Origin of the sequence: Roseibium sp. HPY-6, assembly GCF_040530035.1 — a bacterium.
Lineage (GTDB): Bacteria > Pseudomonadota > Alphaproteobacteria > Rhizobiales > Stappiaceae > Roseibium.
In genome coordinates, this window is record NZ_JBEWCD010000001.1 from 520,738 (window position 1) to 545,047 (window position 24,310).

The window sequence follows — 24,310 nt, forward strand, 5'->3', positions numbered from 1 at the left end:
CCAGGCTAAGCGGATTCGCGGTCGTCTGCAGTCAAAAACGACGAGAGCCGCGCGATCGCCTCATCGATGACCCAGTCCTTCTTGCAAAAGCAAAAGCGAAGATAGCCGGTCGGTGCATCAGACCCGTAGAACGCTGAAACCGGAACGGTCGCAACGCCCGCCTCTTTGACGAACTTTTCGCACACGCCGACATCGTTGTCGCCGAGCCCGAGATCTTCAATGCCGCAGGTCAGGAAATAGGTGGAAGCGCAAGGCAGCACCGAAAACCCTAGCGCGCTGAGACCTTTGGCCATGCGGTCCCGCTTCAAAGTTAGGTCCTGCGCAAGACCCGCATAGTACTCATCGTCCTTTTGCAGACCATAGGCAACGGCGCGCTGAAGGTTCGGGGGCGTCGTAAACGTGACCCACTGATGCGCCTTTCCGATCGGGTCGATCAGGTGCGCCGGACCGGTAACATATCCGACCTTCCAGCCCGTCAATGAAAACGTTTTGCCGGCAGAACCGATGCGAACCGTGCGCTCGCGCATGCCATCAAACGTCATCAGCGGCCGATGCGCAGCGCCGTCGAACACCAGATGTTCGTAGACCTCATCACAGATCGCATAGGCATCATGTTCCTGGCACAGTTGCGAAATCAGCGTGAGTTCGGCTTCAGAAAACACCTTTGCCGTGGGGTTCATCGGGTTGTTGATCAAAATGGCTTTGGTGCGACCCGAAAAGGCGTCGCGGAGCGCCTCTTCGTCGAGGCCCCAATTCGGTGGGCTTACCCTGACCCTGACAGGAATACCGCCCGCGCGCCGTACAAGCGGCAGGTAACAGTCATAAAGCGGCTCAATCAGAACAACCTCATCTCCCGGCGACACCAGCGCCATGATGCAGTCTGCAAGGGCCTCTGTGGCACCTGACGTCACCAGCACCTCGCTCGCAGCATCAACCTCAAGGCCGTAAAACCGTTTGTTAGTCGCTGCAACGGCCTCGCGCAATTCGGGAAGGCCGAGCATCGGCGGATATTGGTTCGGGCCTTCGATCAGCGCTGAAGCAGCGACCTCTCGGATATCCTCCGGTCCGTCCACATCAGGAAAGCCTTGACCGAGATTGACGGCATTATGCGCCATCGCGAGCCGGGACATTGTTTCAAATACGGTTGTTTCTATTCCGGTGAACACCGGATTGCTCGGCTTCATAACTACTCCCAAACCTGTTTTGCCGGTTCTAGTCGTCCCGCGAACGACAGTCGAGCAATTTTGTCCCGTAACAGGCGGAGTATCCTCCCCCGAAATTACCTGAAGAACGCAGAAACTCGGCGCAACTTGGCGTTTCCTGCATGGCAGCTATTCACCGCCGCTCTTGCTGCATTGCAACAAATCTATTAGAAAGCTCTAAATTGATTTAGGTCAGTATATGTGTCCCAGTCCGGCTGGGCGACCGTCTCACCGAATAAAACAGACTGGAGCCCGTCTTGACAGCACGTGCCGGGGCCGTTGCGCCTTTACAATCGACAAAACTGGATGCTTCGCGCATCAAAACCGAATTGCTCGCGGGCTTGACTGTTGCGCTGGCGCTGGTGCCGGAAGCCGTTGCCTTCGCATTTGTGGCGGGCGTCAATCCGCTCGTGGGTCTATACGCTGCCTTTTTCGTTGGCCTGATCACCGCCTGCATCGGTGGTCGTCCCGGCATGATCTCCGGCGCAACCGGTGCCTTGGCCGTTGTCATGGTTTCGCTTGTGGCTCAGCACGGCGTTGAATACCTGTTCGCGACCGTGGTTCTCATGGGCATCTTGCAGATCGGTGTCGGCGTCCTGAAATGGGGCAAGTTCATTCGAATGGTCCCCCACCCGGTGATGCTGGGTTTCGTCAACGGTCTGGCGATCGTCATTTTCCTGGCGCAACTTGGCCAGTTCAAGGTCCCGGACGGTGCCGGCGGCTTGACCTGGATGGCCGGCCCGCAGCTTTTCCTGATGCTTGGACTTATCGCGCTCACCATGGCGGTTATCTGGATACTTCCAAGGTTCACCACCGCGTTTCCGGCACCGCTTGCCGGCATTCTCGTGGTGTCCGGCCTGGTACTGGGGTTCAACCTGGATACGAGATCGGTGGGCGATCTCGCATCGATCGCGGGCGGCCTGCCGGAATTTCATATTCCAATGGTTCCACTGACGCTGGAAACGTTGCAGATCATTCTGCCCTACGCGGTCATCCTCGCGGCTATCGGCCTGATTGAATCCCTGCTGACGCTGAACCTCGTTGCCGACCTAACCAACACCAAGGGCGGCGCTTCCAAAGAATGCGTAGCCCAGGGCACCGCCAACATCGTGACCGGCTTCTTCGGCGGCATGGGCGGCTGCGCGATGATCGGCCAGTCGATGATCAACGTGAAATCCGGTGCGCGCACACGGATATCCGGCATCGCAGCCGCGCTGTTCCTCCTGTCCTTCATCGTAATTGCCTCGCCGCTGATCGAACAGATCCCGGTCGCAGCGCTTGTCGGCGTGATGTTTATGGTTGTCATCGGCACATTCGCCTGGACCAGCCTCAAGATCGTGCACAAGATCCCGCTGACCGACGCACTGGTGATGGTCATCGTGACCGGTGTCACGGTCTATGCGGATCTGGCGGTTGCCGTTGTGGTCGGCGTGATTATCTCCGCCCTCGCCTATGCCTGGAACGCGGCCAGCCGCATCAGCGCGCGCATCGGCACCAGCAAGGAAGGCTGGAAGGTGTACCGTCTCTCAGGTCCGCTGTTTTTCGGTTCCACCACCGGTTTCGCCGACCTGTTCGATCCGCAAAAAGATCCTGAGGACATCGTCGTCGACTTTATCGACAGCCGCGTCGTCGACCACTCAGGTCTCGAAGCCATCGATGCGCTGGCTTCAAAATACGAAGCTGCCGGAAAACGTCTTCACCTGCGGCACCTGTCTCCTGACTGCAAGAGGCTTCTTGCCAAGGCCGGCAACCTTGTCGAAGTCTCCGTGCTCGAGGATCCGGACTACGAAATTGCGGTGGACTACGGACAAACCTTCGAGGCGACTGAAAAAGCATCCTGACGTTCATAAAGCACTCGCAGCAACCAGGCCCCGGCGATCCCAGTCGCCGGAGCCTGATTTTTTTCGGTTTCTTTGAATTTCATCGTGAATGTTCACGGCAATGTGAAATAACGTCTAAAAATACGCTATGAATTCAGTGACACCGCACCTGTTCACTCGGAAAGTGCCGTCTTGCTGCGCAACAAACTCTTCATAACGCCAACCCTGGCGACCGTTATCGGCACTTTTGTTGTTATTACGGCCGCTGCCATCCTGATGATCCAGGCCGTTATTTCAGAAAAGCTGATCCGCCAGCTTGGTGGCGGGCTCGTTGATCTTGGCATGGATACATCTGAAGCCGCCTTTGTAGAGCAGCTTCACGCCGTTACCGAAACCGCCGACTATACCCACGCCGGATGGGAAACGGGAGAGCTGACTTACGACGATCCGGATCACCTCGTCGCCTATATTTACGGTGCCCTGGCCCCTCAGGATCGTGTCTCGTTCATGGTCATGGTCGACGAAACCGGCAAGGGCGTGGACGTCGACCGCGGCGATGCCGATGGCGACATTTATGGCGGCGACGTTGATGTTGCATCGGAAATCCCGAGCCTCATGCCCCTTCTGAAAAGAGCGTCGGAAAAGGCTGGTCCGTTCTGGAGCGAACCGCTCTACATGCCCAGCAGGAAACATACCTATTTCGTTTACACCTACCCGTTTTACAGAGGAGACACCTATCGTGGCAGTTTCCTGATCGGAATGTCTCTGGAGCGCATCTCAGACATTACCTGGTCGATCTCCACAGATGACATCACCGTATTCCTGATGCGGGAGAAGACCCAAGAGATTGTCGCCCACCCATTGCTGGAAGACCACTTCGAAGAGTTGGACCAGGACGATCCCCTGCTTCATGTCAGCCAGATTTCCGATCTTTTCCTGTCTGACTTTTCCACGATGCGGGTTATCGACAACACGGACTACAACATCGCGGACGGTCTGGAACTACGTACCGGCTTTGACACGGAGGGCAACAAACGCTTCATCATCATTGAGCAGGAAAACGCCAACCTGAAGGGTTTGCCCGCGCGCATTGGTGTTCATTTTCCTGCCGAATACCTGGATCAACCGCTGCAGCAGCTTCTCGTCGCCATCGTCGTCGGCCTTGGCCTCCTGATGCTTTCCCTGATCGGCGCTGTTCTCCTGGCGCGCCGCATTGCCAAACCCGTCCGGCGGGCGGCGAGTGCCGCAAAGGATGTTGCCGGACTGAAATTCAGCGACGTGGATCCACTGCCCCCCTCCATCATCAGGGAGCTTGATGATCTTGCGAACGGCTTCAATGCCATGGTTGGCGGTCTGGCAGCGTTCAACCGCTATGTGCCGCGCACGCTCGTTCAAAAACTTCTGAGCGAAGGGCGTGCCGAAGCCGTCCCGGAAGAACGTGAGGTTGCCGTTCTCTTCACTGATATTGCCGGTTTCACATCCGCATCGGAGGGAATGTCGGCGAGCGAAACCGCTGCGTTCGTCAACCATCATCTGTCTCTGTTGGGAGCGGAAATTGCGAAACAGGATGGAACGATCGACAAGTATGTCGGTGACAGCGTCATGGCCTTCTGGGGCGCGCCGGAACACCTGGAAAATCCGGCCGAACCCGCTGCCCGCGCAGCGCTTGGCATGGCGTCAGCGATTCACGCGGATAACGTGGCGCGTGCGAACCGGAACGAAGCGCCTGTCCGGATCCGGGTTGGAATTCACATGGGTCCCCTGGTTGTCGGGGATATCGGAGCGCCGGAAAGGGTCAACTACACGGTGATCGGCGATACCGTAAACGCTGCTGCGCGTCTGGAGAGCCTCGGCAAGGAAATCGACGATACCGCAGAAATCATCATCCTTGCCTCGGTCGATATTGCATCCAGACTGAGCCCCGACATACGTCAGGAACCGATCGGCCCGCAAATGGTGAAAGGCAAGTCGGAACCGGTCGAAGTGGTCCGGCTCCTGCCTGACTAAGACGCATCTAGCGCAAATTGGGGCGGCTCTAGGCGACAGCTCTTGGCCGGGGCGTGTTGGATTGCGCCGGGAAGATATCGCGGTGCAAAGACGGTGTACCGCCGATTGCACTTTCAACAGCGCGCAAAAACGCTCCGAAGGTCCACTCGCCTTCATGCCGGTTGGTTACGCGGAACGAGTCATGCGGAATGCGGCACCCCAGTTCCCTTTCGACCGCCATGATCAGACCGATCGCGTCCAGGCTATCGGCCCCCAGTTTGCTCAGCGTAACATCAGATGTAAGCATCCAGGTGGACACGTCGAGATCTCTCGCCACAATGGCTTTAACTTTCTCAGCAATTTCAGACATTTGAACCTAATGAATAATATGGTGCGTACATTAAATGAACTAACACGCACAAATAGCATCAGGGTTGTATCAAGGCAATCTTCCGATTGGTAAATTTCACGAGACCGGGCAGTTATTTCGCTGTCATAGTAAATTTCCGGTGGAAAGTCTGGACAGGGAAAAGCCTGCGCCGTCTTGCGTGACCGCCCCAGGCAATTCCCGGTAGCGGAATCGATCTTGTCGAAATCACTTTTTGTCTACTGACGCGCCTTGAGACGCAGGCGGTGCTGCTCAAATCTGTTTGCCAGCAGGTAGGCGCCTGCAGCAGCAGCCGCAACCGCCAGAAGTCCGATACCGAGGTCTACCGGAGCCGAAAAAGGCAGTCGGAATGCGAATTCGAAGATCTCGATGTAGCCGGCGGTAAAGACTGCAAACAGGCAACCGGCGACGAGGAACATCACGGCATCTTTAGAAAGAACACCCCGCCTCCGTCTGGCTTGAAACGTTTGAGAAACGAGGAAATAGCCGAAGACCGCCAGGAAAAAGGCCGCAAAGGCGACCAGCAGTAGACCCAGATTGACCAGAAGTGTCATGACGCAAGACCCGCATCGTATCGTTGGAGACTTTGTGGACTTTGAGCGCAGCCGTGACGGGCCACGCAAACAAGAGAGCGGCAGCAGTCTGCTGCGCCTTCCAAGAATGGTGTTTGAAGGCCTGCATATCCAGCTTTGTGACCAACTTTTAATTTGTCCTATGAGGACAGGATCCAGGAAAAGGCGAACAAGCCCCCCACTACGACCTTCCATCCGGTAAAGCGTTTCTCGCCTTCTTGTGACGTTTGCGGAGCTGAATGTGCGTTTCAATGGGGCATCACGCTCCCAATCTAAGGCGAAGGCCAGAAGGCCCGACCGCAGAATTCACCGAACACCATTTGGAAACGACAGGACCCCGAAAATGCAGACCCGCAGACAGTTTTTCGCCCTCAGCACCGGATTGGCAGCCACCGCGATTGCCTCCAGTACATTGCCGTCTTTCGCTGCTGGGAAATCGAGAAAGGGCAATTTTTCAGGCCGCAGCAATCATGTGACGACAGGCCAGACCGTGCTCAACTCCAACAACGTCGTCCTGCAAAGCAACTTCAGTCTCGACGGGGCACCAGACCCCAGGGTCGGGCTCGGCAAGAACGGCAAGTACGACCCGAAAACCGATCTCGGTGCTTTGAAAAAGCTGAACGGCAAGCAAACCTACCGCCTCGGCGGCGGCATTGATGCGTCCGGTTATAACGAGGTCTACATCTGGTGCCGTAAATTCAATGTGCCGCTTGGGGTGGCAAAGCTGGGCAACTGAGCCCTTCGAAATTGCTCAGCCGCCCCGGCCTCAAGCCGGGGCACATGGCTGAATGGAAGTCGGGCATGCGAACCGACTTGGAACTCGGATGGCCCCGCGCGGCGCTCGCATCAACGTTTGACAAGATGATTGGCGATCAGGCTTCCAATGACGATGCCAGTGACAAAGAAGCAAAACAGGGTGGCCGCAGGCAACAGGCCAACTGAAACAACGCTAAAAATCAGGTACCAGTCTGCAAAGGAACCATTCGCTGTCGGTCCTTGCGGGACTGCCAGCATTCGAAAGGCAAAGAACGCGGATACAAGAATGGATGTACCGCCAGTGATCGGCGAATTCGGCCAACGTTTGCGCTTTGGCGGGAAAATGGACCAGGCAAAGACGGCAAACAAAAGTGCGGCGACATGAACTGCGAGCAGCAGATTGTTCAGGCCTATACCGTCGACGAAACTATCCAAATCAAAACCTTAGTCAAAAGGACCTGAAGCTGCTGAAACTTAACTCAGCCGCCCCGGCCTCGAGCCGGGGCCAATTGTCGGAAAAGGTCCCGGATCAAGTCCGAGACTTCGCAGAATTATGCGACGTAATCACCGCACCAGGATGTTCCTGAACTGCCAGGGGTCCTTCTTGTCGAGGTCTTCTTTGAAAAAGCCCGGGCGCCCGTCGAGCGGGGTCCAGTCGGTGTAGTATCCTTTGACCGGACCGAGGTAAGGCATCTGGACTTCTAGGCAGCGCTTGTAATCCATCTCGTCGGTTTCAACGATGCCGGCCTCCGGGTTTTCCAGAGCCCAGACCATGCCCGCAATGACAGCGGACGTCACCTGCAGTCCGGTGGCATTCTGGTAAGGAGCCAGTTTGCGCGTCTCCTCAACGGAAAGCTGCGAACCGTACCAGTAGGCATTCTTCTTGTGGCCATAGAGCAGGACACCGAGCTCGTCGATACCGTCCCGGATTTCATCTTCTTCCAGAACGTGGAGTTTCTCTTGCACCTTGCCGGCCGCCCCAAAAAGCTCGTGCAATGACAGCACCGCATCATTCGCCGGGTGATAGGCATAGTGACACGTCGGCCTGTAAGTGACCTTCTTGCCGTCTTCCAGCGTGAAGTAATCGGCGATGGAGATGGATTCGTTGTGCGTCACCAGAAATCCGAACTGCGCGCCCGGCGTCGGGCACCAGGTGCGTACACGCGTGTTGGCGCCCGGCTGTTCCAGATAGATCGCCGCGTTGCAGCCTTTCTTGTGACTTTTGGCGTTTGCAGGTTTCCACTTTTCGTGCGTTCCCCAGCCGAGTTCTGCCGGCTGAAAGCCCTCGGAAAGAAACCCTTCGACCGACCAGGTGTTCCAGAAGACGTTAGGCGGTTTCGGTCCCTTGGCGCGTTGCGTGTCGCGCTCGGCTATGTGGATGCCCTTGACGCCGACTTTTTTCATCAGCTTTGCCCAGCCCTTGCGGTCGGTCGGCTCCTTGAACTTGACGCCGGTTTCGGTCGCAACATCGACAAGCGCTTTCTTGACGAACCAGGACACCATGCCCGGATTGGCACCACAACAGGAGACCGCCGTCGTGCCACCGGGCTTCTTCTTCTTTTCGCGGCGAACCGTTTCGCGCAGAGCGTAGTTCGTGCGATCTGCGGCCGGCGCATTTTCATCAAAGTAGAAGCCAAGCCACGGCTCAACCACAGTGTCGATGTAGAGAACGCCGAGTTTGCGGCACAGTTTCATAAGATCGAGAGAAGACGTGTCGACCGACAGGTTCACAACAAATCCCTGCCCTTCGCCTTCGGTGATCAAAGGCGTCAGGATGTCCTTGTAGTTGTCCGGCGTCAGCGCGACTTTGTGGAACTTATAGCCGCGATCCGTCACCAGCTTGGCGTCCGTATCGACCGGATCGATGACGGTGAACCGTGACTTGTCGAACTTGAAGTGACGCTCGATCAGCGGGAGCGTTCCCTTGCCGATGGACCCAAGCCCGATCATGATCACAGGTCCGGTGATGGTTCCGTGAACAGGATACGCAGTTGAGCTTGCCGGGGCCTTGGGAGCCGTCTTTTTCGGGGGCGCCTTGCGCGCTGTAGCCGGTTTGGTCGCGGAAGCCTTGGCTGCGACCGGCTTTGCAGCTGCGCCCTTTGGTGCTGCGGGCTTGGCAGCAGCCGGTTTTGCCGCCGCACTTTTGGGAGTGGCCTTGCTTGCTGCCGGTTTGGCAGCTGCGCTTTTCGGAGCCGCTTTGGCTGCGGCTGGTTTGGCTGCCGCGCTCTTCGGAGCCACCTTCGCGGTTGCGGGCTTTGCCGCTCTGGTCTTTGGGGCGGCCTTGGCTGCAGCCGGCTTCGCCGTTGCGCTCTTCGGAGGGGCCTTGGCTACAGCAGGTTTTGCTGCTCCTGCCTTCGAAGCGGTCTTTGTTGCCGCTGGTTTCACCGCTGCACTCTTCGGCGCGGCCCTGCTTGCTGCCGATTTCGCCGCTGCGGTTTTTGGAGCAACTTTGGGCGCTGCCGGTTTCGCTGCTTTGGTCTTCGGGGTGGCCTTGGCTGCAGCTGGTTTCGCCGATGCGTTTTTCGGAGCAGCTTTGGCCGCTGCCGGTTTCGCTGCCGCACTCTTTGAAGCTGCCTTCGTCGCTGCGCTCTTCGATGCTCCGGCCTTGCCCGAAGCGGATTTTGCTGCCGCGCTTTTGGGGGCGGCAGCCTTCGCCGCCGCTGGCTTCGCTGTTCTTGTTTTCGGGGCCGTCTTGGTTGCAGCAGGCTTGGCGGCAGCAGCTTTAGCCGCCACGGGCTTCGCCGCTGAACTCTTCGGTGCCGCTTTGGACACAGTGGGCTTTGCTACCGCCTTTGCCGAAGTCGACTTTGCTGCCTGGCTCTTCGGTACTGCTTTTGTTGCCGCCGGTTTTGATGCGGTCGTTTTCGATGTGTTTGTTCGGGAAGAAGGGGCTCTGGATCCTGAGGACTTCGTCGCTCCGCGTTTTGCAGCAGGTTTGCGCGTCGCCGGTGCTTTAGTGGCGGCCTTCTTCGGCGTGCCGCCGTTGGATTCATCAGTCAAGTTCCGAACTCCAATCTTTCCCGCCGGCCTCGTCTCTGGACAAAGCGCGGCTTTAGGTGTTTCCCCTCAAAGCGAAGAGGCGCACTTATTGCACCTTGCGTTACCTCTGACGGTTTTCGAGCCGGATTTCAAGTCTTGAATTGGTCTTTTTCTTGGCGGGCGAACACCAGCTACACTGATTTCCTGAGGTCCGGAGTGTTTTTGCTTCCATTAAAAACCAACGTCGTGTTGCTCTCTCCGGCAGGTTTCAAGAGACCGTCCAGTCTTGCAAGATGACCGACCGACAAGTCGATACCTAGAAACCGTCGCTGATCAAAAGGTCCGGGCAAATCGACACGATCCAGCCTGCCCGGCTGAAAGCCAAAGCGATCATAGTAAGCCTGATCACCGACAAGGATCACAGACCCATGGCCATGTACAGCAGCCTGGGTCAGCGCATGGCGCATCAGCCGGTCGCCGATTTTCAGGCCGCGCATGAGGGGACAAACAACGAGCGGTCCGAGCAGCAGGCTTTGGTTTCCCGCCTCGTCCGCAACGGACCAGAGCCGGACAGAGCCGGCAAGCCGGCCTGCCGCATCCGTTGCCACAAAAGCAAACACAGGCAGTTGGCCTTCGCGCAACCGCTCGCAGGTTTTCAAGTGACGATCTTCGCCGAAACTGAGGTCGAGCAAAGCCTCGCGGGCGCTGAAATGCTCCAGCGCCTCGTCAACGATGGTGATCATGGCCGCTCGTCCTAGATGACGTGGGACGCCAGTGGCGCAAAGCCGTTGAAGCCCACCGACGAATAGGTCGTCGTATAAGCGCCGCAAGCCTCGATCAGAACCTTGTCGCCTATGGAAAGGCTGACTGGCAGTTCGTACGGCGTCTTTTCGTAAAGAACATCGACGCTGTCGCAGGTCGGCCCGGCCAGAACACAAGGCGTGGTCCTATCGCCATCGCGCGGGGTCCGGATCGGATAGCGGATCGCTTCGTCCATTGTCTCGGCAAGGCCGTGGAACTTGCCAATATCCAGATAGACCCAGCGCACCTCTTCCTGCGCGGACTTCTTGGAAATCAGAACGACTTCGGCTTCGATCATACCCGCATTGCCGACCATGCCCCGGCCCGGTTCGATGATGGTTGAGGGAAGCCGGTTGCCGAAATGTTTGGACAGCGCCTGGAAGATGGCCTCGCCGTAGCGCGGTACGCCCGGCACGTCTTTCAGGTAACGGGTCGGGAACCCGCCACCCATGTTGACCATCTTCAGCTCGATGCCGCGCAGCGCCATTTCCCGGAAGGCACCTGCCGCCATGGCGAGAGCGAAATCCCAGGCTTCGAGATTTGCCTGCTGAGAGCCGACGTGGAAGGAGACGCCGTAGGCCTCGAGGCCGAGCCGGTGGGCGTGTTCCAGGACGTCGGGTGCCATTTCAGGGTCGCATCCGAATTTGCGGGAGAGCGGCCATTCGGCGCCGACACCGTCGCACAGGACCCGGCAGAAGACTTTTGAGCCGGGAGCGACACGGCCGATTTTTTCGACTTCTTCGATGCAGTCGACCGCAAAGAGCCGGACGCCAAGGTCAAAGGCACGCGCAATGTCCCTCTCCTTCTTGATGGTGTTGCCGTAGGAAATGCGGTCTGCCGAAGCGCCGGTGGCCAGCACCATTTCAATTTCACCGACCGAGGCGCAGTCGAAAGAAGAGCCGAGGCTTTCGAGAAGCGAGAGGATCTCCGGTGCGGGATTGGCCTTGACCGCATAATAGACCGATGTGTCCGGAAGGGACCGCGCAAAGGCTTCAAAATTGTCACGCACGATGTCGAGGTCGACAACAACGCAAGGTCCGTCGTCGTCGCGTCGTCGCAGGAAGTCGCGGATACGCTCGCTCATGGGGATCTCCCCTTTCCAAATCTGGCCGCAGGCACGCAAAGTCCGGTTGGCGCGCTGCAGTTCACGTCGCAGGGTGCCGCAATACGCACCGGGCCTCCCCCGGGATGGAACCGGAGGCCGGGTTGACTGCGGCGACGGTTGGGCGATCGCGACACTGAACATGTACGCAAACGCTTTCCCGCGTCGGGAATGCCGTTGATTGGATCGGAGATACCGAACCGCACGTCGGGCAAGGATGTAACAAGTGCCTCTTCAGTGACGCCGGAGGTTGGAAACCCCGGCAGAGACCAAAAAAGCCCTCTTACGTCGTTGCTTTAAGCCGTACGGATCTGCTGCCCGCCCCTTGGCGGTTTTTGTGGCAGCGGCCCCTTAAGAGATGTTTTTCTAAAACACCCCATGAACGACCTCGGGCACGTGCGAATTTGGGCAGGCGCTATATGCGCTTGTTTGGATTTCCGCGCAAGCAGAAAATGACCGGGCTGCAGGATTTTTTCATCAACTTCTTCTGACCGGGTTACCCCCGGTCGTCAAAGACCGCCCGTTCGGCCGTTCACGTGCGCTTAGAACGTCTCGTCATGGATCTTGTCTTCACGAACACCGCGTGCCTCAAGGCCGGATTTGAGCTCGGCGAGAAATCCTGCGGGACCGCAGAGGTAATAATCGGCATCCGCGTTTGACACCAGACCGGTCAACAGATCTGCCGATACCCTGCCCTTTTCCTGATAGTCCCGGCCGTGCAGATCTTCGGCATGCGGACGGCTGTAGACGATATGGGTCCTGATGTTTGCCCTGCCCTTGACAAGTTCGCAAACTTCGCTGCGAAACGGATGATGATCCCCATCACGCGCGCCGTGCACAAACAGGATCTCCCGCGCATCCTTCTCTTCGATAAGTTGATGCAGCATGCTCAGCACTGGCGTTACGCCGACGCCTGCGCTGACAAGAACGATGGGGCCGCTGCCTTTTTGAAGGACAAAATCACCCGCGGGCTTGCGCGCCTCCAGCATAGCGCCAACCTCAAGCTTGTCATGAAGAAACCCGGAAACCAGGCCGTCGGCTTCACGCTTTACCGAGATCCGGTATCGGCTTTCGTTCGGCGGTCCGGACAGCGAATACGTCCGCTGCACTTTGGCATCGATTTGCGGGATCATGATTTCGACCGGCAGGTGCTGTCCTGCCTTGTGCACCGGAAGCGGGCCGCCGTCGCGCGGCTCAAACACAAAGGAGGTCACATTGGCGCTTTCCCAGATCTTATCGACAAGCCTCAGGGAACGGGCGGTACTGCCGTCCTCCTGCCAGCGCAATCTGAGTGCGCCGGAAAGCTCCACGATCTCCTCGATTTCGAGCGATACAAGCTGACGCGCACCGGGAAAACGCGCCACATCTTCAGAATCAAAGTCGATCGACGCCTTGCCGGTCAGCTGCAACAGGCTTCCGGTTGAAAAATCGAGAAAGAGAAAGCCTGCTCGCCCGTCAAGCAGGATGTTTCCCAACGTATTGTAGAACTTGTTGCCGGCATAATCGGGAAAGCGGATCCTGCTTTCGCTCACGACTTCGACAAAGCCGCGCTCGCCGCCGCGATGGGAGGCATCCATGCCAAAGGACCGGTTTTGCCCTTGCCCTTCGTATCCGGACCCGATGAAAAACGTGTCTGCGTTTCTGATCCAGTTCTGTTGTGCAGCGCTCAGCGCCTTGCTGCGCGTTGTAGTCCCAGACGGTTCTTTCTCGCTCCACCAGTAGTCGCGCGAGCGGATATATTGCGGGCAGTTTCCAAAGGACTGGCCAACTGTAAAGCGGAGCCCATTGTCGTCAGCGCCGACGAGCCTGCCATTCACGCGGTTGCGGCGGCGGGTTGCGAGTTCGATGCCAACCAGACCGATATCCGCACCTGTCGAAAGCGAGCCTTCCAAAGCATCGCCTGCCGCCGGTTTGGACAAAATCTCAAGCGAGGTCGGGTCAGGCGAACGCACGAACCCGACAGGTCCTTCGAGCACCGTCGCCCAGGGTCTGCCCTTTTCATCACGTGCGGACACGATCATGAAAGGTTGATCCTGGAAGAAGTTACGGTGCTGGTCGGGCATGAAATCGCGAATGGCGCCGCGTGCCCAGCGCTCGACATCAAAGTCGCCAAGCCGCTCCTGCACCTTCCGTTCACCGTCATGAAACGGTGAAACAGTCCTGGACATCTGATCGATCGGTTTCACGCTACCATCCTCGCTCTTTGACGGGTGGCCGGACACGCCCAGTGCGTGTCCGGTCAAAACGCTGTTTTACGCAGCCAGTCCGGCTTTCGTGGCCGGCATGGCTTCAAAGCCCGGCAATCCTTCAACACGCTTCAGGAAGCTTCGAATGTTCGGATAAGGCTCTAGGGAGACATTTCCTTCCGGCGCGTGGGCCGTATAGGTGTAAATCGCAACATCGGCGACGGTCGGTTTCTGACCGACCAGCCAGTCGCGACCCGCCAGATGGCCTTCCAGGATCCCGAAAACATAGTCGGCGATCGCCTTCGCCTTGTCCGTATCGAGCTCCGCACCGAAGACGGTCACAAGCCGGGCAGCGGCAGGCCCATTGGCGATTTCATTGGCGGCGAGCGAAAGAAAGCGCTGGATCTCCGCCTCTTCAACCGCATCACCAGACAGCCAGTCCGGTGCATATTTGCGTGCCAGGTAAACCAGGATCGCATTGGAGTCGGCAACGACAACGTCGCCATCTTCAATGACAGGAACCTTGCCGGCCGGATTGAGCGACAGGAACGGCTCCTTCTTGTGCTCACCGGCGGCGAGATCGACGAAGACGAGCTCGTGATTGATACCGGCAAGGCCGGCAAACAGTTCAACCCGGTGACAGTGTCCGGAAAGCGGAAAATTGTGAATGCGGATTGCGTTGGACATGACGGTTTCCCCTTAAGGTCCTGGTCTCTCGGTGGCACCGGAAACTCCCGCCCGATGCGCTGAACGCAATATGTCACCTCACCATCACGGGGATAATCTTCTTTTTCATTCAATTATTATGTACAAAGCATACATAATATAAATGCTCTGTTCGCGCTGAAAGGCAGGCACCTTGGACAAGATCGAAATGATGCGGGCGTTTGTTGCCGTCGCACAGGACAGCTCCTTCACCGCCGCAGGGCGCCGGCTTGGGCTGTCAACAAAACTCGTCAGCAAATATGTACAGCAGCTGGAAAGCCAGCTTCGAACGCAACTCTTCAATCGCACGACGCGCAGCGTCTCGCTGACGGATGTCGGCGCGGCTTACCTGGAGCATTGCCGGCCGATCCTGGAACAGCTCGATGACCTCGATTCCCTGGTGCAGGAACGTCAGGGCGCTCTTGCCGGGCTCATCCGGCTGACCGCGCCGACAGGCTTCGGCAGCACGCGGCTCTGCGAGGCTCTGGCTCCGTTTTTGCGCGATCATCCGGATGTTGAACTCGACATGCGGCTGACCGACAACAGACTGGCGCTTGTGGAGGAAGGACTGGATCTTGCAATCCGCATCGGTGCCTTAAAAGACTCATCCCTTCGGGCGCGCAAACTTGCCGACATGCCGCTTGTCCTGTGCGCATCCCCCGACTATCTGGACCGCCACGGCAGGCCGAAAGACCCAAGGGCGTTGAGCACCCATGTGTGCCTGGTCGACAACAACCAGTCGGAGATGAATGTCTGGCGGTTTCGCTCAGGCGGGAAAGAAAACGTGCTTCGCCCGACCGGAAACGTCCGGTCCAATTCTCCGGGCGCTCTGGCGCGCATGGCGATGGGCGGCCTCGGCATCACGATCGCGCCCCTTTACGCAATAGAGGACGCTCTCACGGACGGGCGGCTCGAACATGTGCTTCCCGAACATGCTACAGACGCCTTCGGGGTCTATGCACTCTATCCGCCGAACCGTCATCTCACACGGCGGGTGCGGGCGTTGATCGATTTTCTGGCAGCTGAGTTCGGCTCACGGTGGCAGGCGGATACGATCTCAACCGGCAGTCGGAATTGAGTTACTCGACACTCCGCAGGACTCTGATCAGATGCTCGGCGAAGGCACGCACCCGGCGGGGTTGGGCACGGCTCGGCGGGAACAGGATCTGCAATGGTGAACCCGGTGGCTCATAATCGCGAAGCAGCTGGATCAACCGGCCAGCGCGGATGTCCGCCGCGCAATCGAATTCAGACTTCAAGGCAATGCCTCTGCCTTGCAGCGCCCATTCGCGCACGAGCGCGCCGTCATTGGCGATCAGGGTGCCGTTCACCGTGACAACGTGCTTTACGTCCCCTTTCCTGAATTCCCAGCTGTTGTCGATATTCTGGCCGAACCGCATCATCAGGCAGGTGTGGTCCCTGAGATCCGCAGGGGTTTCCGGCGCACCGTGTCTTTCAAGATAGGCCGGTGAGGCGCACAGGATCCGCCGACGGGTGGCAACGTGTTTGATCCTGAGAGAACTGTCGCTGATAGCGCCAAACCGCACCGCCAGATCAATCCCGAGCCCGACAATATCGACATAACCGTCCGACAGATGCAGATCGATCGATATCGAGGGATGGTTGGTCTGAAAGTCTGCAATCGCACCTGAAATGATGTTGCGCCCTAAGTCTTCAGGAGCGCTGATCCGGATCAGGCCGGACAGTGTTTGCGCGCCTGAGCGAATACGGCTGTCCAGCTCCTCGACCTCGCCGAGAACGGCACGCGCACCCTCAACCAGAACCCGCCCCTCTTCCGTCAGACTGATTGACCGGGTTGTCCGGTTGAGGAGAACAACATCGTAGTGGGCTTCAAGCGCAGCCAGCCGCTCTGACACAGTGGTCGACGACAGCCCGGCCTCACGCGCCGCGGCGGCAAGACTGCCTTTTTCAACGATCGCCAAAAAGAGAGAGATATTATCGAGGAGCATTATACGGATTTTCCGGATTGTTTCTCCGAATTCTGCCTGTTTATCCGAAATCGTCAAGCAGCTAGGTAGTTCCCATCGCAAATCAAACAGGAACCCACCCCATGGCCAAGCTCACAATCGTCGCAAATATCAAAGCCAATCCGGACAAGGTCGAACTCGTCAAATCCGAGCTCTTGAAACTGATCGACATCACGCGCGCCGAAGCCGGCTGCATCAACTACGACCTGCACCAGGACAACGAAAACCCGGCTCATTTCATGTTCTATGAAAACTGGGAGAGCCGTGAACTCTGGCAAACCCATATGAGTGCGCCGCACCTGGCCGCTTATATGGAGGCCACAGAAGGTGCCGTTGCAGAATTCACGCTGAACGAAATGACCGTAGTCGGCTGAAGACTTTTCTTTCCGGCGGCCCGCCTGACAAAAAGACACCGGCCGCCCACCTGAATCAATCTGGAAACAAATCCATGAAAGCCGTTGCACTGACTCATTATTTGCCGATCGACGACCCGAACTCCTTTCTGGATGTCGATCTCCCGAAACCTGTTCCGGAAGGCCGTGATCTTCTCGTCGCCGTGAAGGCGGTTTCCGTCAACCCGGTTGATACAAAAGTGCGGGCCCCGAAGGACACCGTTGAAGAAACGCCCCGTGTGCTCGGTTGGGACTCAGCCGGTGTCGTTGAGGCGGTCGGACCCGATGTCACGCTCTTCAAACCTGGAGACGAAGTATATTATGCCGGCGACATCACCCGGTCCGGATCGAATTCAGAGTTCCAACTAATCGATGAACGCATCGTCGGTTTGAAACCGAAAACCCTGGGCTTTGCAGAGGCCGCCGCGCTGCCTCTGACCACGCTGACCGCTTACGAATCCTTCTTTGATCGGCTCGGCATCGACCGGGACGGCGGCAACAAGGGCGAGAGCATTTTGATCATTGGTGCGGGTGGCGGTGTCGGGTCGATCGGCATTCAGCTGGCAAAAGCAGCCGGTCTGAAGATCATCGCAACCGCCTCACGCCCGGAAACCTCCGCCTGGGTGCGGGAACTCGGAGCCGATGAAGTGGTCAATCACCGGGAAGACATGGTCGCCCAGGTGCGCGCTCTCGGTCACGAGCATGTCGACCATATCGCCATCTTCAATGACATGCGCCATTGGGAAACGGCGGTAGAGTTGATCCGCCCTGAGGGAGCCATCGTTACCATCGACGACACCAGTCTGCCGATGCCCATGGAAAAAATGAAAATGAAGGCGGCCAGCCTCCACTGGGAGTTCATGTTCGCAAGAGCCATGTTCCAGACACCGGACATGATCGAACAGCACAAGCTTCTGACCTATGTCGCCGCAGAGATTGATGCTGGCCGTATACGTACAACACTCGACACCATCCTCAGTCCAATCAACGCGGCGAACATGCGCAAGGCGCATGCGCTCATTGAAACCGGCACCGCGAAGGGCAAGATCGTGCTAGAAGGGTTCTGATCTGCTGCGCAGCCGGAAAACCGGCTGCGCTTTGCCAAACCGTCATCATTCACATTCCGGGAACATGCTCCATGGCTGCACTTCAACCGCCCGTCTGCGACTTCGGCTGGCAAGCGCCTCATTTCACCCTGCCTGCTACGGACGGCAGCACCTATAAACTGGCAGATGTCGCCGGAGAACAGAGCACGCTGGTGATGTTCATCTGCAATCACTGCCCCTTCGTGTTGGCTATCATGGACAAGATCATCCGCGACGCCCACGACATGAAGGAACATGGGATCGGTGTGGTTGCGATCTGTTCGAACGACCCTGTTTCCTATCCTGCCGACAGTTTCGAAAACATGCAGCTGATGGCGGAAAAGCACGCGTTCCCCTTCCCTTACCTGCATGACGCGGACCAGAGTGTCGCGAAAGACTATGATGCCGTGTGTACGCCGGATTTCTTCGGGTTCAACAAGGATATGCAACTGCAATACCGCGGCCGCCTTGATGCAACACGCATGGGATCATCGCCTTCCGACTTGCGCCGCGACCTTTTCGAAGCCATGAAACAGATCGCGGAAACCGGTAAGGGTCCGGAGGATCAGATCCCGTCGATCGGTTGCTCCATCAAGTGGAAATAGGAGATCAGGCCAAGATGCAGATAACCCAGCTCAACCACGTCAACCTGCGCACCACGCAGCTTGACGCAATGATCTCCTGGTACCAGGACGTGCTCGGTCTCAAGTCGGGTCCCCGGCCTGATTTTCCCTTTCCCGGTGCCTGGCTCTATGCGGGCGAAACGGCATTTGTGCATCTGGTTGGCATTGATGGCGATGCTGGAACGGGTTCCGAGGTCGAACTGAAGCTTGAGCATTTTGCCTTTTCTGCAAACGGGGCGAATGAGTTCGAAAACCGGCTTCAGGAACGGGGTGTAGAGTTTCGCAAATCCGAAATTGCGGCCGTAAACCTCGTTGCCTTTAACGTCTGGGACCCGGACGGCAATCACATTCACGTTGATTTCCGCGTAGATGAATAACTGTCCGGCGATCGCTGTTGCCTGACCGGACGCCCGCGCTAGCTTTCACTTTGGTTCCGACACGTTATGACCCAGAGAATGAGGCCAGACATGATCCGTTTCCTCACAGGCGCAGCCGCATTGTCCCTTGCCGCGACACAGGTGGCAGCCGAACCCCATCGCTATGAAATTGACCCGACACACACGACGATTGCCTTTATGGTCGACCATATCGGCTACGCGGACACCCTCGGTGTTTTTCTCGATTTCGAAGGCGGGTTTACCTACGACATGGATACCAAGGAGCTGTCAGACCTCGAAATCACGGTCAAGACGGCAAGCGTGGAATCCTTCAATGAAGCCAGGGACAATCACGTTCGCAACAAGGACTTCCTGGATGTCGAGAATTACCCGGTCATGACATTCACGGCTCAAGGTGGAAACGCCACGAGTGACACCACCGGCACGGTTGAAGGCAATCTGACACTTCTCGATCAGACACAACCTCTCGTTCTGGAGGTGACACTCAACAAGGCGGCCAAATATCCATTTGGCCACAGTCGCTTCACCCTCGGGATCAGCGCGCGCGGTACTGTTCAACGCAGCGCGTTCGGTATGACCTATGCGGTCGAGAACGGCTTCGTCGGAGACGACGTTGAGCTCATTATCGAAACCGAAGCCATGCGCGTTGAAAACTGACCGGGCAGAAGACGAAGCCTAGACCGCCTTGTCCATCAGCGGACGGAGCGCCGGATGAATGTTTGGGCTTTCCTCGCGGATGAACCGCAGGAGAGCCTTTTCATTCTCATGCAGAACACCATCGCGGCCAATCCGGTCCACAAGCCAGCCGGCCTCGTCTTCAGTCACGACTTCGTTCAGCGCGATCTCGGTCTCCATTGCGGCGCTCCTTGCCGCGAACGGATCGGACTCGTCCGCGTAAGCGCTCCGGATACCGCTGACGCCGCCGCTGACCATCTTGCGGAAGAAGCCGCCAAGACCGCCCTCGTAACCGCCAGGCTGGCTGAGCCAGTCTTCACGCGCGAGCGCAGTCTCGCGCGGCGGTGGTGTGAAACCCGACATGGCCATGAGGTGGTTTGCGATTGCCTTCGAGAAGAGCTCCGACCAGGCAGGCGCGTTCTCTGATTCAATGGTGGCATCATTCAGATCGAAGAGTATCTCGGCTTCCGCCCTTGAGATGGCAATCCCGCCGCAGCCGGCACCGGCATAAAGGACGCGCCGCAGAATTTCGACTTCGCCGTCAGAAACAACGCCCGGTTTCAGCTCATTGCCTGCTCTTGTCGCCCCTTTTCCGGAAACGACGGCATCGGCAACGCTCTTCAGGGCAAAGTGCTCCAGGCGCTCCGGCGCTTCGCGCGCCTTTTCAAGAACAAAGAGAACGGCGTCAAGTTCCGACCGGCTGCAGACATGCCCATCGGCGGTGATCTGACCGATCAACCAGCCTGCATTCTCCTCAGAGACATATCCTTCCGGGCGTACCTGATTGACCAGGATATCGGCGACCGCTTCCGGAAACAGTTCGTACCAGGTTTGCGCATACGTCAAACCGGCATTGTTCAGTCTGAACAAGGCAGCGCCTTCGTCAAGCGACACAACCATATCCCCATAGATATGGCGGCGCAGGTTAATGACGTCGTCTACTCCGACATGTCCGTCAGCGATTTTCGCGGCGACAAATTCACTCAAATCCGGCTTGGCCATGTGATCCCCCTGGAAACTTCTAGGGGTAGTATTGCCGATAATTCTTGAGATTCCCGTAACGGAAAAAGGGAGCCACTTTCGTGGCTCCCTCAGTATCTCCCCGCACTTGGGGGCATTCAGACGCGGGGAGATTATTCAGGGGAGTTCGGGGTTTCAGCCGCGGTGCTTCTTGCCTTTTCCGCCTTTCTTTTTTCCACCCTTGAAGTCTGCTTTGGTGATTACGCCATCCTTGTTCCGGTCTGCCCGTTTCATCAGGTTGTCCAGGCGTTTTCCGGCTTCTTCCTGGGTAATCCCGAGGCTGCCGTCGGCATCGGCGCGCTGGAACATGTTGACGATCCTGTTTTCATTGACGGCCATCCAGAGCGGACCGAACTCTTCAAGCGTGAAGGATCCGCTGCCATTTGTGTCGGCCAAAGCAAACAGCTCTGCCCGTTTTGCATCGAAGTCTTCTCTTGTGACTGATCCGCTGCCGTCCGTATCGAACATTGTCATGAACATGCGGGCCGGACCGCCGCGCCCGCGGCGCTCACCACGTTCGGCGCGCTGTTGACGTTCGCCGCCGTTTTCCGCCGCTTGTCCGCGCTGGCCGCGCACACGCTCGATCGTGCCGTTACCATCGCGATCAAGCCGGTTGAACATCCGGTTTGCGACGACGTCCACTTCTGCCTGTGTCACGGTTCCGTCGCCATCGGAATCAAGAAACTGGAAGGCACGTACCATCCGGTCGTTGGAACGCTCCATGAAATGGGCCTTGAATTCTTCCAGGCTGATTTCGCCATTCGCGTCAGCATCCGAAGCTGCGAATTCCTGGGCCCGAACTTCCGATATCTCGGCTTCGGTGATCACGCCGTCCTCGTCGGCGTCGAAACGCTCGAACAGACGCTCTGCGCGCTGTTCACGGTCGCCACGGCCATGCCCGCGGCCCCATTTGCCGCGTTCGCCCTTATGCGCGATCTGCTTGCCCTCAGCCTGCTGTATCTGTTGCCCCCCGTCCCCTGCCGCAACACCGCTTTGGGCGAAGGCGGGAAGACCGGCTGTCAGCGCGGTTCCCGCGACACTCGCAGCCAAAGCGGCAATTGCAATTTTCTTGAACGGTTTCATTCCAACAACTCCTTGTTCGTTGATGGGCTCAAGGTAGGAGGCAATTGTCGCAGGAATACCCATGCAACAACCCTTAAGTGTCGCCAACTGTCCCCGCATGCCCCGGCGATACACTTTGTTACAAGTTCGGCTCGCAAGAAGACCGGCCTGTTATTATTTTGGCCGTAGAAACAAACACCTTGCATGCGCCCATACTTTAAAAGCAGAGGCGCGCCCGGTAAGACAACGGATACGCACGACAGGAGAGCCATGTGAGCGACCCGAGCCCGCATATTCTGGTGGTGGACGATCACCGCGACATTCGCGAGACGCTGGCCCGTTATCTCATCAAAAATGGGCTCAGGGCCACGACGGCTGAAAACGCGGCCCATGCACGCAAGGCTTTGAAAGCCGCGTCCATCGATCTCGTCGTGCTCGACGTCATGATGCCCGGTGAAGACGGGCTGTCCTTATGCCGTCACCTCGTGGAGACCGGTTCGATGCCGGTTATCCTGCTCACGGCCATGGCAGATGATACCGACAGGGTCATCGGGCTTGAGATCGGGGCAGACGACTATGTGACCAAGCCCTTCAACCCGCGCGAACTTCTGGCAAGAATCCGCGCCGTTCTCAGACGGACGTCGCTCGCTCCGCGGGAGCGCGACCCGATCGAGCAGGAACGCCTTCATTTCGACGGCTGGCAGCTCAACGTCTCACGCCGCGAACTGACGGATCCTGACGAGGTGACCGTTCCACTTTCTAGTGGTGAGTTTCAGCTGCTGTGTGCGTTTTTAAAACGTCCAAAAATGGTTTTGAACCGCGATCAGCTCTTGGATCTGACCACGGGACGAACGCCCGGCGTCTTTGACAGGTCGATCGACAATCAGGTCTCGCGACTGCGCCGGAAAATCGAAGTTGATCCCAAAGATCCCAAGATGATCAAGACGGTCTGGGGCGGCGGTTACATGTTCACCGCAGAAGTGAAAGATCACGCTGAATGAATCTCGGTTTCGCGAAAAGAGGCCTCGGATTTTTGTGGCCCCGCTCGCTGGCGTCCCAGCTGATCGTGCTGCTGCTGGCAGCGATTTTCGCTGCACAGGCCCTCAGCATCTGGATCTTCCATGACGAACGGCGCATTGCCCTTGTTGCCGCCGCACGCGACAACCTGCTCGCGCGCGCGGTTTCGATTGCCGAATTGCTCGAAGATACGCCGGCCGCCCTGCAAAGCCGCATCCTTGAGGCCAGCAGCAGCCGCTTCGCCGTGTTCTGGCTGGGCGACACGCCGCTTGCGCGAACGCCGGGAACGTCGCGCTTCGAGCAGCGCCTGCAGGGGATCATTTCAGAGCGGCTCAATCACGGTCAGACCGTTCACCTCAATATCCTTGCCGACGAAAAACGCGGTCCCAAGGTTCGCCGAGATGCAAATGGCGACACGGTTGATCCGAGCTGGCGGTCCGTTCCAAAGAAAGAACGTCCCTACAATCTTCGCAAGATCATGAACAAGCCTGAGGACCTGTCGCTTTCCATCCAGATGACCGACGGACGCTGGCTGAATGTGGCGACCAGCTACCGTCCGCCCGATGGTGCTTTCAGGTCGCTGATCGTACAGCTTCTTCTTACCTCGATCGCAACCGTTGTCATAATCGGGTTCGCGGTACGGCGCGTCACCCGTCCTTTGAAGGAACTGGCCGTTTCAGCTGAAAAACTCGGCCGTGGCGAGGAACGCAAACCGCTCGATCCGAGCGGACCGAAAGAAGTCCGTGCACTGACGTCTTCCTTCAACGACATGCAGGACAGGCTCACCCGGTTCGTGAAGGATCGAACCCGCATGCTGGCCGCGATCAGCCACGACCTGCGCACCCCGATCACCTCCTTGAGGATCCGGGCGGAGTTCATCGATGATGATGAAAACCGCGAAAAGATGATCGAAACCTTGGAGGAAATGGCAGCAATGACCGAGGCAACGCTTCGTTTTGCAAAGGACGAAGCGCATTCGGAGGGTGCGGAAGAAACCGACCTGGGCGCAATGCTGGAAAGCCTTGCTGGAGACCAGAATGATCTCGGGCATGATTGCAGCGTGACCCTTGAAAAGGACGTCCTGCTCACCTGCCGTCCGGTCGCGCTCAAGCGTGCCTTGCGCAACCTGGTCGAAAACGGTGTCCGCTACGGCGGCTGCGTTTCTATCTCGGCAGCCACGACGAATGGCGAAGTGGTTATTCGGGTGTCGGACCAAGGTCCGGGTATTCCCGAAGACCGCTTCAAGGATGTCTTTGAACCCTTCGTCCGGCTTGAAGAATCCCGCAGCGAGGAAACGGGCGGCATCGGGCTTGGTCTCGCCATCACGCGGTCGATCATCCATGCCCATGGCGGAACCATTCAGCTGACGAATGGAGATGAATCCGGGCTGGTGGCAGAGGTTAGATTGCCACTTGGTGCGGGACAGTCGACTTAGTTGCGAGTTGGGAACAACACTCCGTATTTCGGCCGAAATGTGTTTCGGCAACACCGATCCGACAATCGCCTTTTGTAGCGGCGTTCGCCCACAAACAACTTCAATTTGATGCTACCAC

24 protein-coding genes are annotated in these 24,310 nt (G+C 57.7%); 12 read left to right on the forward strand and 12 right to left on the reverse strand.

Annotated elements, in window-relative coordinates; genetic code table 11:
- Positions 1 to 5: 5 nt before the first annotated feature.
- Positions 6 to 1,184 carry an aminotransferase gene (locus ABVF61_RS02550; protein WP_353991956.1) on the reverse strand — a complete coding sequence of 393 codons (1,179 nt, stop codon included), beginning with the start codon at positions 1,182 to 1,184 and terminating at the stop codon, positions 6 to 8.
- Positions 1,185 to 1,459: 275 nt separating this feature from the next.
- Here ABVF61_RS02550 and ABVF61_RS02555 point away from each other — a divergent pair, with 275 nt between their 5' ends.
- Both ABVF61_RS02555 and ABVF61_RS02560 read left to right on the forward strand, forming a co-directional pair.
- Positions 1,460 to 3,043 carry a SulP family inorganic anion transporter gene (locus tag ABVF61_RS02555; protein WP_353991957.1) on the forward strand — a complete coding sequence of 528 codons (1,584 nt, stop codon included), beginning with the start codon at positions 1,460 to 1,462 and terminating at the stop codon, positions 3,041 to 3,043.
- A 171-nt stretch (positions 3,044 to 3,214) separates the two neighbouring features.
- Complete coding sequence (locus ABVF61_RS02560) at positions 3,215 to 5,029, forward strand: adenylate/guanylate cyclase domain-containing protein (protein WP_353991958.1); 1,815 nt, start codon at positions 3,215 to 3,217, stop codon at positions 5,027 to 5,029.
- Positions 5,030 to 5,057: 28 nt separating this feature from the next.
- Here the strand turns inward: ABVF61_RS02560 and ABVF61_RS02565 are convergent, their stop codons facing one another.
- Both ABVF61_RS02565 and ABVF61_RS02570 read right to left on the reverse strand, forming a co-directional pair.
- Complete coding sequence (locus tag ABVF61_RS02565; protein ID WP_353991959.1) at positions 5,058 to 5,378, reverse strand: acyl carrier protein; 321 nt, start codon at positions 5,376 to 5,378, stop codon at positions 5,058 to 5,060.
- Positions 5,379 to 5,614: 236 nt separating this feature from the next.
- Positions 5,615 to 5,950 (reverse strand): hypothetical protein, encoded by a 336-nt coding sequence (locus tag ABVF61_RS02570; RefSeq protein WP_353991960.1) that lies wholly within the window; start codon positions 5,948 to 5,950, stop codon positions 5,615 to 5,617.
- Positions 5,951 to 6,311: 361 nt separating this feature from the next.
- On the opposite strand from ABVF61_RS02570, the gene ABVF61_RS02575 reads away from it, so the two are divergent.
- Positions 6,312 to 6,704: a DM13 domain-containing protein gene (locus ABVF61_RS02575; RefSeq protein WP_353991961.1), complete on the forward strand. Its 393-nt coding sequence runs from the start codon at positions 6,312 to 6,314 to the stop codon at positions 6,702 to 6,704.
- Between the two features lie 110 nt (positions 6,705 to 6,814).
- Here ABVF61_RS02575 and ABVF61_RS02580 read toward each other — a convergent pair whose 3' ends face one another.
- Positions 6,815 to 7,159 (reverse strand): hypothetical protein, encoded by a 345-nt coding sequence (locus tag ABVF61_RS02580; RefSeq protein WP_353991962.1) that lies wholly within the window; start codon positions 7,157 to 7,159, stop codon positions 6,815 to 6,817.
- A 129-nt stretch (positions 7,160 to 7,288) separates the two neighbouring features.
- Entirely contained in the window at positions 7,289 to 8,674 is a 1,386-nt protein-coding gene (locus tag ABVF61_RS02585) for a homospermidine synthase (RefSeq protein ID WP_353991963.1), read from the reverse strand.
- Between the two features lie 85 nt (positions 8,675 to 8,759).
- On the opposite strand from ABVF61_RS02585, the gene ABVF61_RS02590 reads away from it, so the two are divergent.
- Complete coding sequence (locus ABVF61_RS02590; RefSeq protein WP_353991964.1) at positions 8,760 to 9,863, forward strand: hypothetical protein; 1,104 nt, start codon at positions 8,760 to 8,762, stop codon at positions 9,861 to 9,863.
- A 31-nt stretch (positions 9,864 to 9,894) separates the two neighbouring features.
- Here the strand turns inward: ABVF61_RS02590 and ABVF61_RS02595 are convergent, their stop codons facing one another.
- From ABVF61_RS02595 to ABVF61_RS02610, 4 genes are all read right to left on the reverse strand, one after another.
- Complete coding sequence (locus tag ABVF61_RS02595) at positions 9,895 to 10,446, reverse strand: GNAT family N-acetyltransferase (RefSeq protein ID WP_353991965.1); 552 nt, start codon at positions 10,444 to 10,446, stop codon at positions 9,895 to 9,897.
- Between the two features lie 11 nt (positions 10,447 to 10,457).
- Entirely contained in the window at positions 10,458 to 11,588 is a 1,131-nt protein-coding gene (locus ABVF61_RS02600; RefSeq protein ID WP_353991966.1) for a type III PLP-dependent enzyme, read from the reverse strand.
- 560 nt (positions 11,589 to 12,148) lie between these two features.
- Positions 12,149 to 13,792, reverse strand: coding sequence for an FAD-binding oxidoreductase (locus ABVF61_RS02605; protein ID WP_353991967.1), 1,644 nt, complete (start codon positions 13,790 to 13,792; stop codon positions 12,149 to 12,151).
- 66 nt (positions 13,793 to 13,858) lie between these two features.
- On the reverse strand, positions 13,859 to 14,479 hold the full coding sequence (locus tag ABVF61_RS02610) for a glutathione S-transferase family protein (protein WP_353991968.1): 621 nt from the start codon (positions 14,477 to 14,479) through the stop codon (positions 13,859 to 13,861).
- Positions 14,480 to 14,651: 172 nt separating this feature from the next.
- On the opposite strand from ABVF61_RS02610, the gene ABVF61_RS02615 reads away from it, so the two are divergent.
- Positions 14,652 to 15,575: a LysR family transcriptional regulator gene (locus ABVF61_RS02615; protein WP_353991969.1), complete on the forward strand. Its 924-nt coding sequence runs from the start codon at positions 14,652 to 14,654 to the stop codon at positions 15,573 to 15,575.
- Between the two features lies 1 nt (position 15,576).
- Here the strand turns inward: ABVF61_RS02615 and ABVF61_RS02620 are convergent, their stop codons facing one another.
- Positions 15,577 to 16,467 carry a LysR family transcriptional regulator gene (locus ABVF61_RS02620; RefSeq protein WP_353991970.1) on the reverse strand — a complete coding sequence of 297 codons (891 nt, stop codon included), beginning with the start codon at positions 16,465 to 16,467 and terminating at the stop codon, positions 15,577 to 15,579.
- A 101-nt stretch (positions 16,468 to 16,568) separates the two neighbouring features.
- On the opposite strand from ABVF61_RS02620, the gene ABVF61_RS02625 reads away from it, so the two are divergent.
- From ABVF61_RS02625 to ABVF61_RS02645, 5 genes are all read left to right on the forward strand, one after another.
- Positions 16,569 to 16,859: a putative quinol monooxygenase gene (locus tag ABVF61_RS02625; protein ID WP_353991971.1), complete on the forward strand. Its 291-nt coding sequence runs from the start codon at positions 16,569 to 16,571 to the stop codon at positions 16,857 to 16,859.
- Positions 16,860 to 16,933: 74 nt separating this feature from the next.
- The gene (locus ABVF61_RS02630; RefSeq protein ID WP_353991972.1) at positions 16,934 to 17,944 is read left to right on the forward strand and encodes a zinc-binding alcohol dehydrogenase family protein; all 1,011 of its coding nucleotides are present in this window, start codon (positions 16,934 to 16,936) and stop codon (positions 17,942 to 17,944) included.
- 71 nt (positions 17,945 to 18,015) lie between these two features.
- Complete coding sequence (locus tag ABVF61_RS02635; protein WP_353991973.1) at positions 18,016 to 18,567, forward strand: thioredoxin family protein; 552 nt, start codon at positions 18,016 to 18,018, stop codon at positions 18,565 to 18,567.
- Positions 18,568 to 18,581: 14 nt separating this feature from the next.
- A complete protein-coding gene (locus ABVF61_RS02640; RefSeq protein WP_353991974.1) occupies positions 18,582 to 18,962 on the forward strand; it encodes a VOC family protein in 381 nt (126 codons plus the stop codon).
- A gap of 90 nt (positions 18,963 to 19,052) precedes the next feature.
- Positions 19,053 to 19,640, forward strand: a complete 588-nt coding sequence (locus tag ABVF61_RS02645) for a YceI family protein (RefSeq protein ID WP_353991975.1) — start codon at positions 19,053 to 19,055, stop codon at positions 19,638 to 19,640.
- 18 nt (positions 19,641 to 19,658) lie between these two features.
- Here the strand turns inward: ABVF61_RS02645 and ABVF61_RS02650 are convergent, their stop codons facing one another.
- Together ABVF61_RS02650 and ABVF61_RS02655 are read right to left on the reverse strand one after the other, a co-directional pair.
- Positions 19,659 to 20,660: a glycoside hydrolase family protein gene (locus ABVF61_RS02650; protein WP_353991976.1), complete on the reverse strand. Its 1,002-nt coding sequence runs from the start codon at positions 20,658 to 20,660 to the stop codon at positions 19,659 to 19,661.
- Between the two features lie 153 nt (positions 20,661 to 20,813).
- Positions 20,814 to 21,761: an EF-hand domain-containing protein gene (locus ABVF61_RS02655; protein WP_353991977.1), complete on the reverse strand. Its 948-nt coding sequence runs from the start codon at positions 21,759 to 21,761 to the stop codon at positions 20,814 to 20,816.
- Between the two features lie 251 nt (positions 21,762 to 22,012).
- Between ABVF61_RS02655 and ABVF61_RS02660 the strand changes: the two genes are divergently transcribed.
- Both ABVF61_RS02660 and ABVF61_RS02665 read left to right on the forward strand, forming a co-directional pair.
- Positions 22,013 to 22,741 (forward strand): response regulator, encoded by a 729-nt coding sequence (locus tag ABVF61_RS02660; RefSeq protein WP_353991978.1) that lies wholly within the window; start codon positions 22,013 to 22,015, stop codon positions 22,739 to 22,741.
- On the forward strand, positions 22,738 to 24,192 hold the full coding sequence (locus ABVF61_RS02665; RefSeq protein ID WP_353991979.1) for an ATP-binding protein: 1,455 nt from the start codon (positions 22,738 to 22,740) through the stop codon (positions 24,190 to 24,192). The genes ABVF61_RS02660 and ABVF61_RS02665 overlap by 4 nt, the downstream gene beginning before the upstream one ends.
- Positions 24,193 to 24,310: the final 118 nt, after the last annotated feature.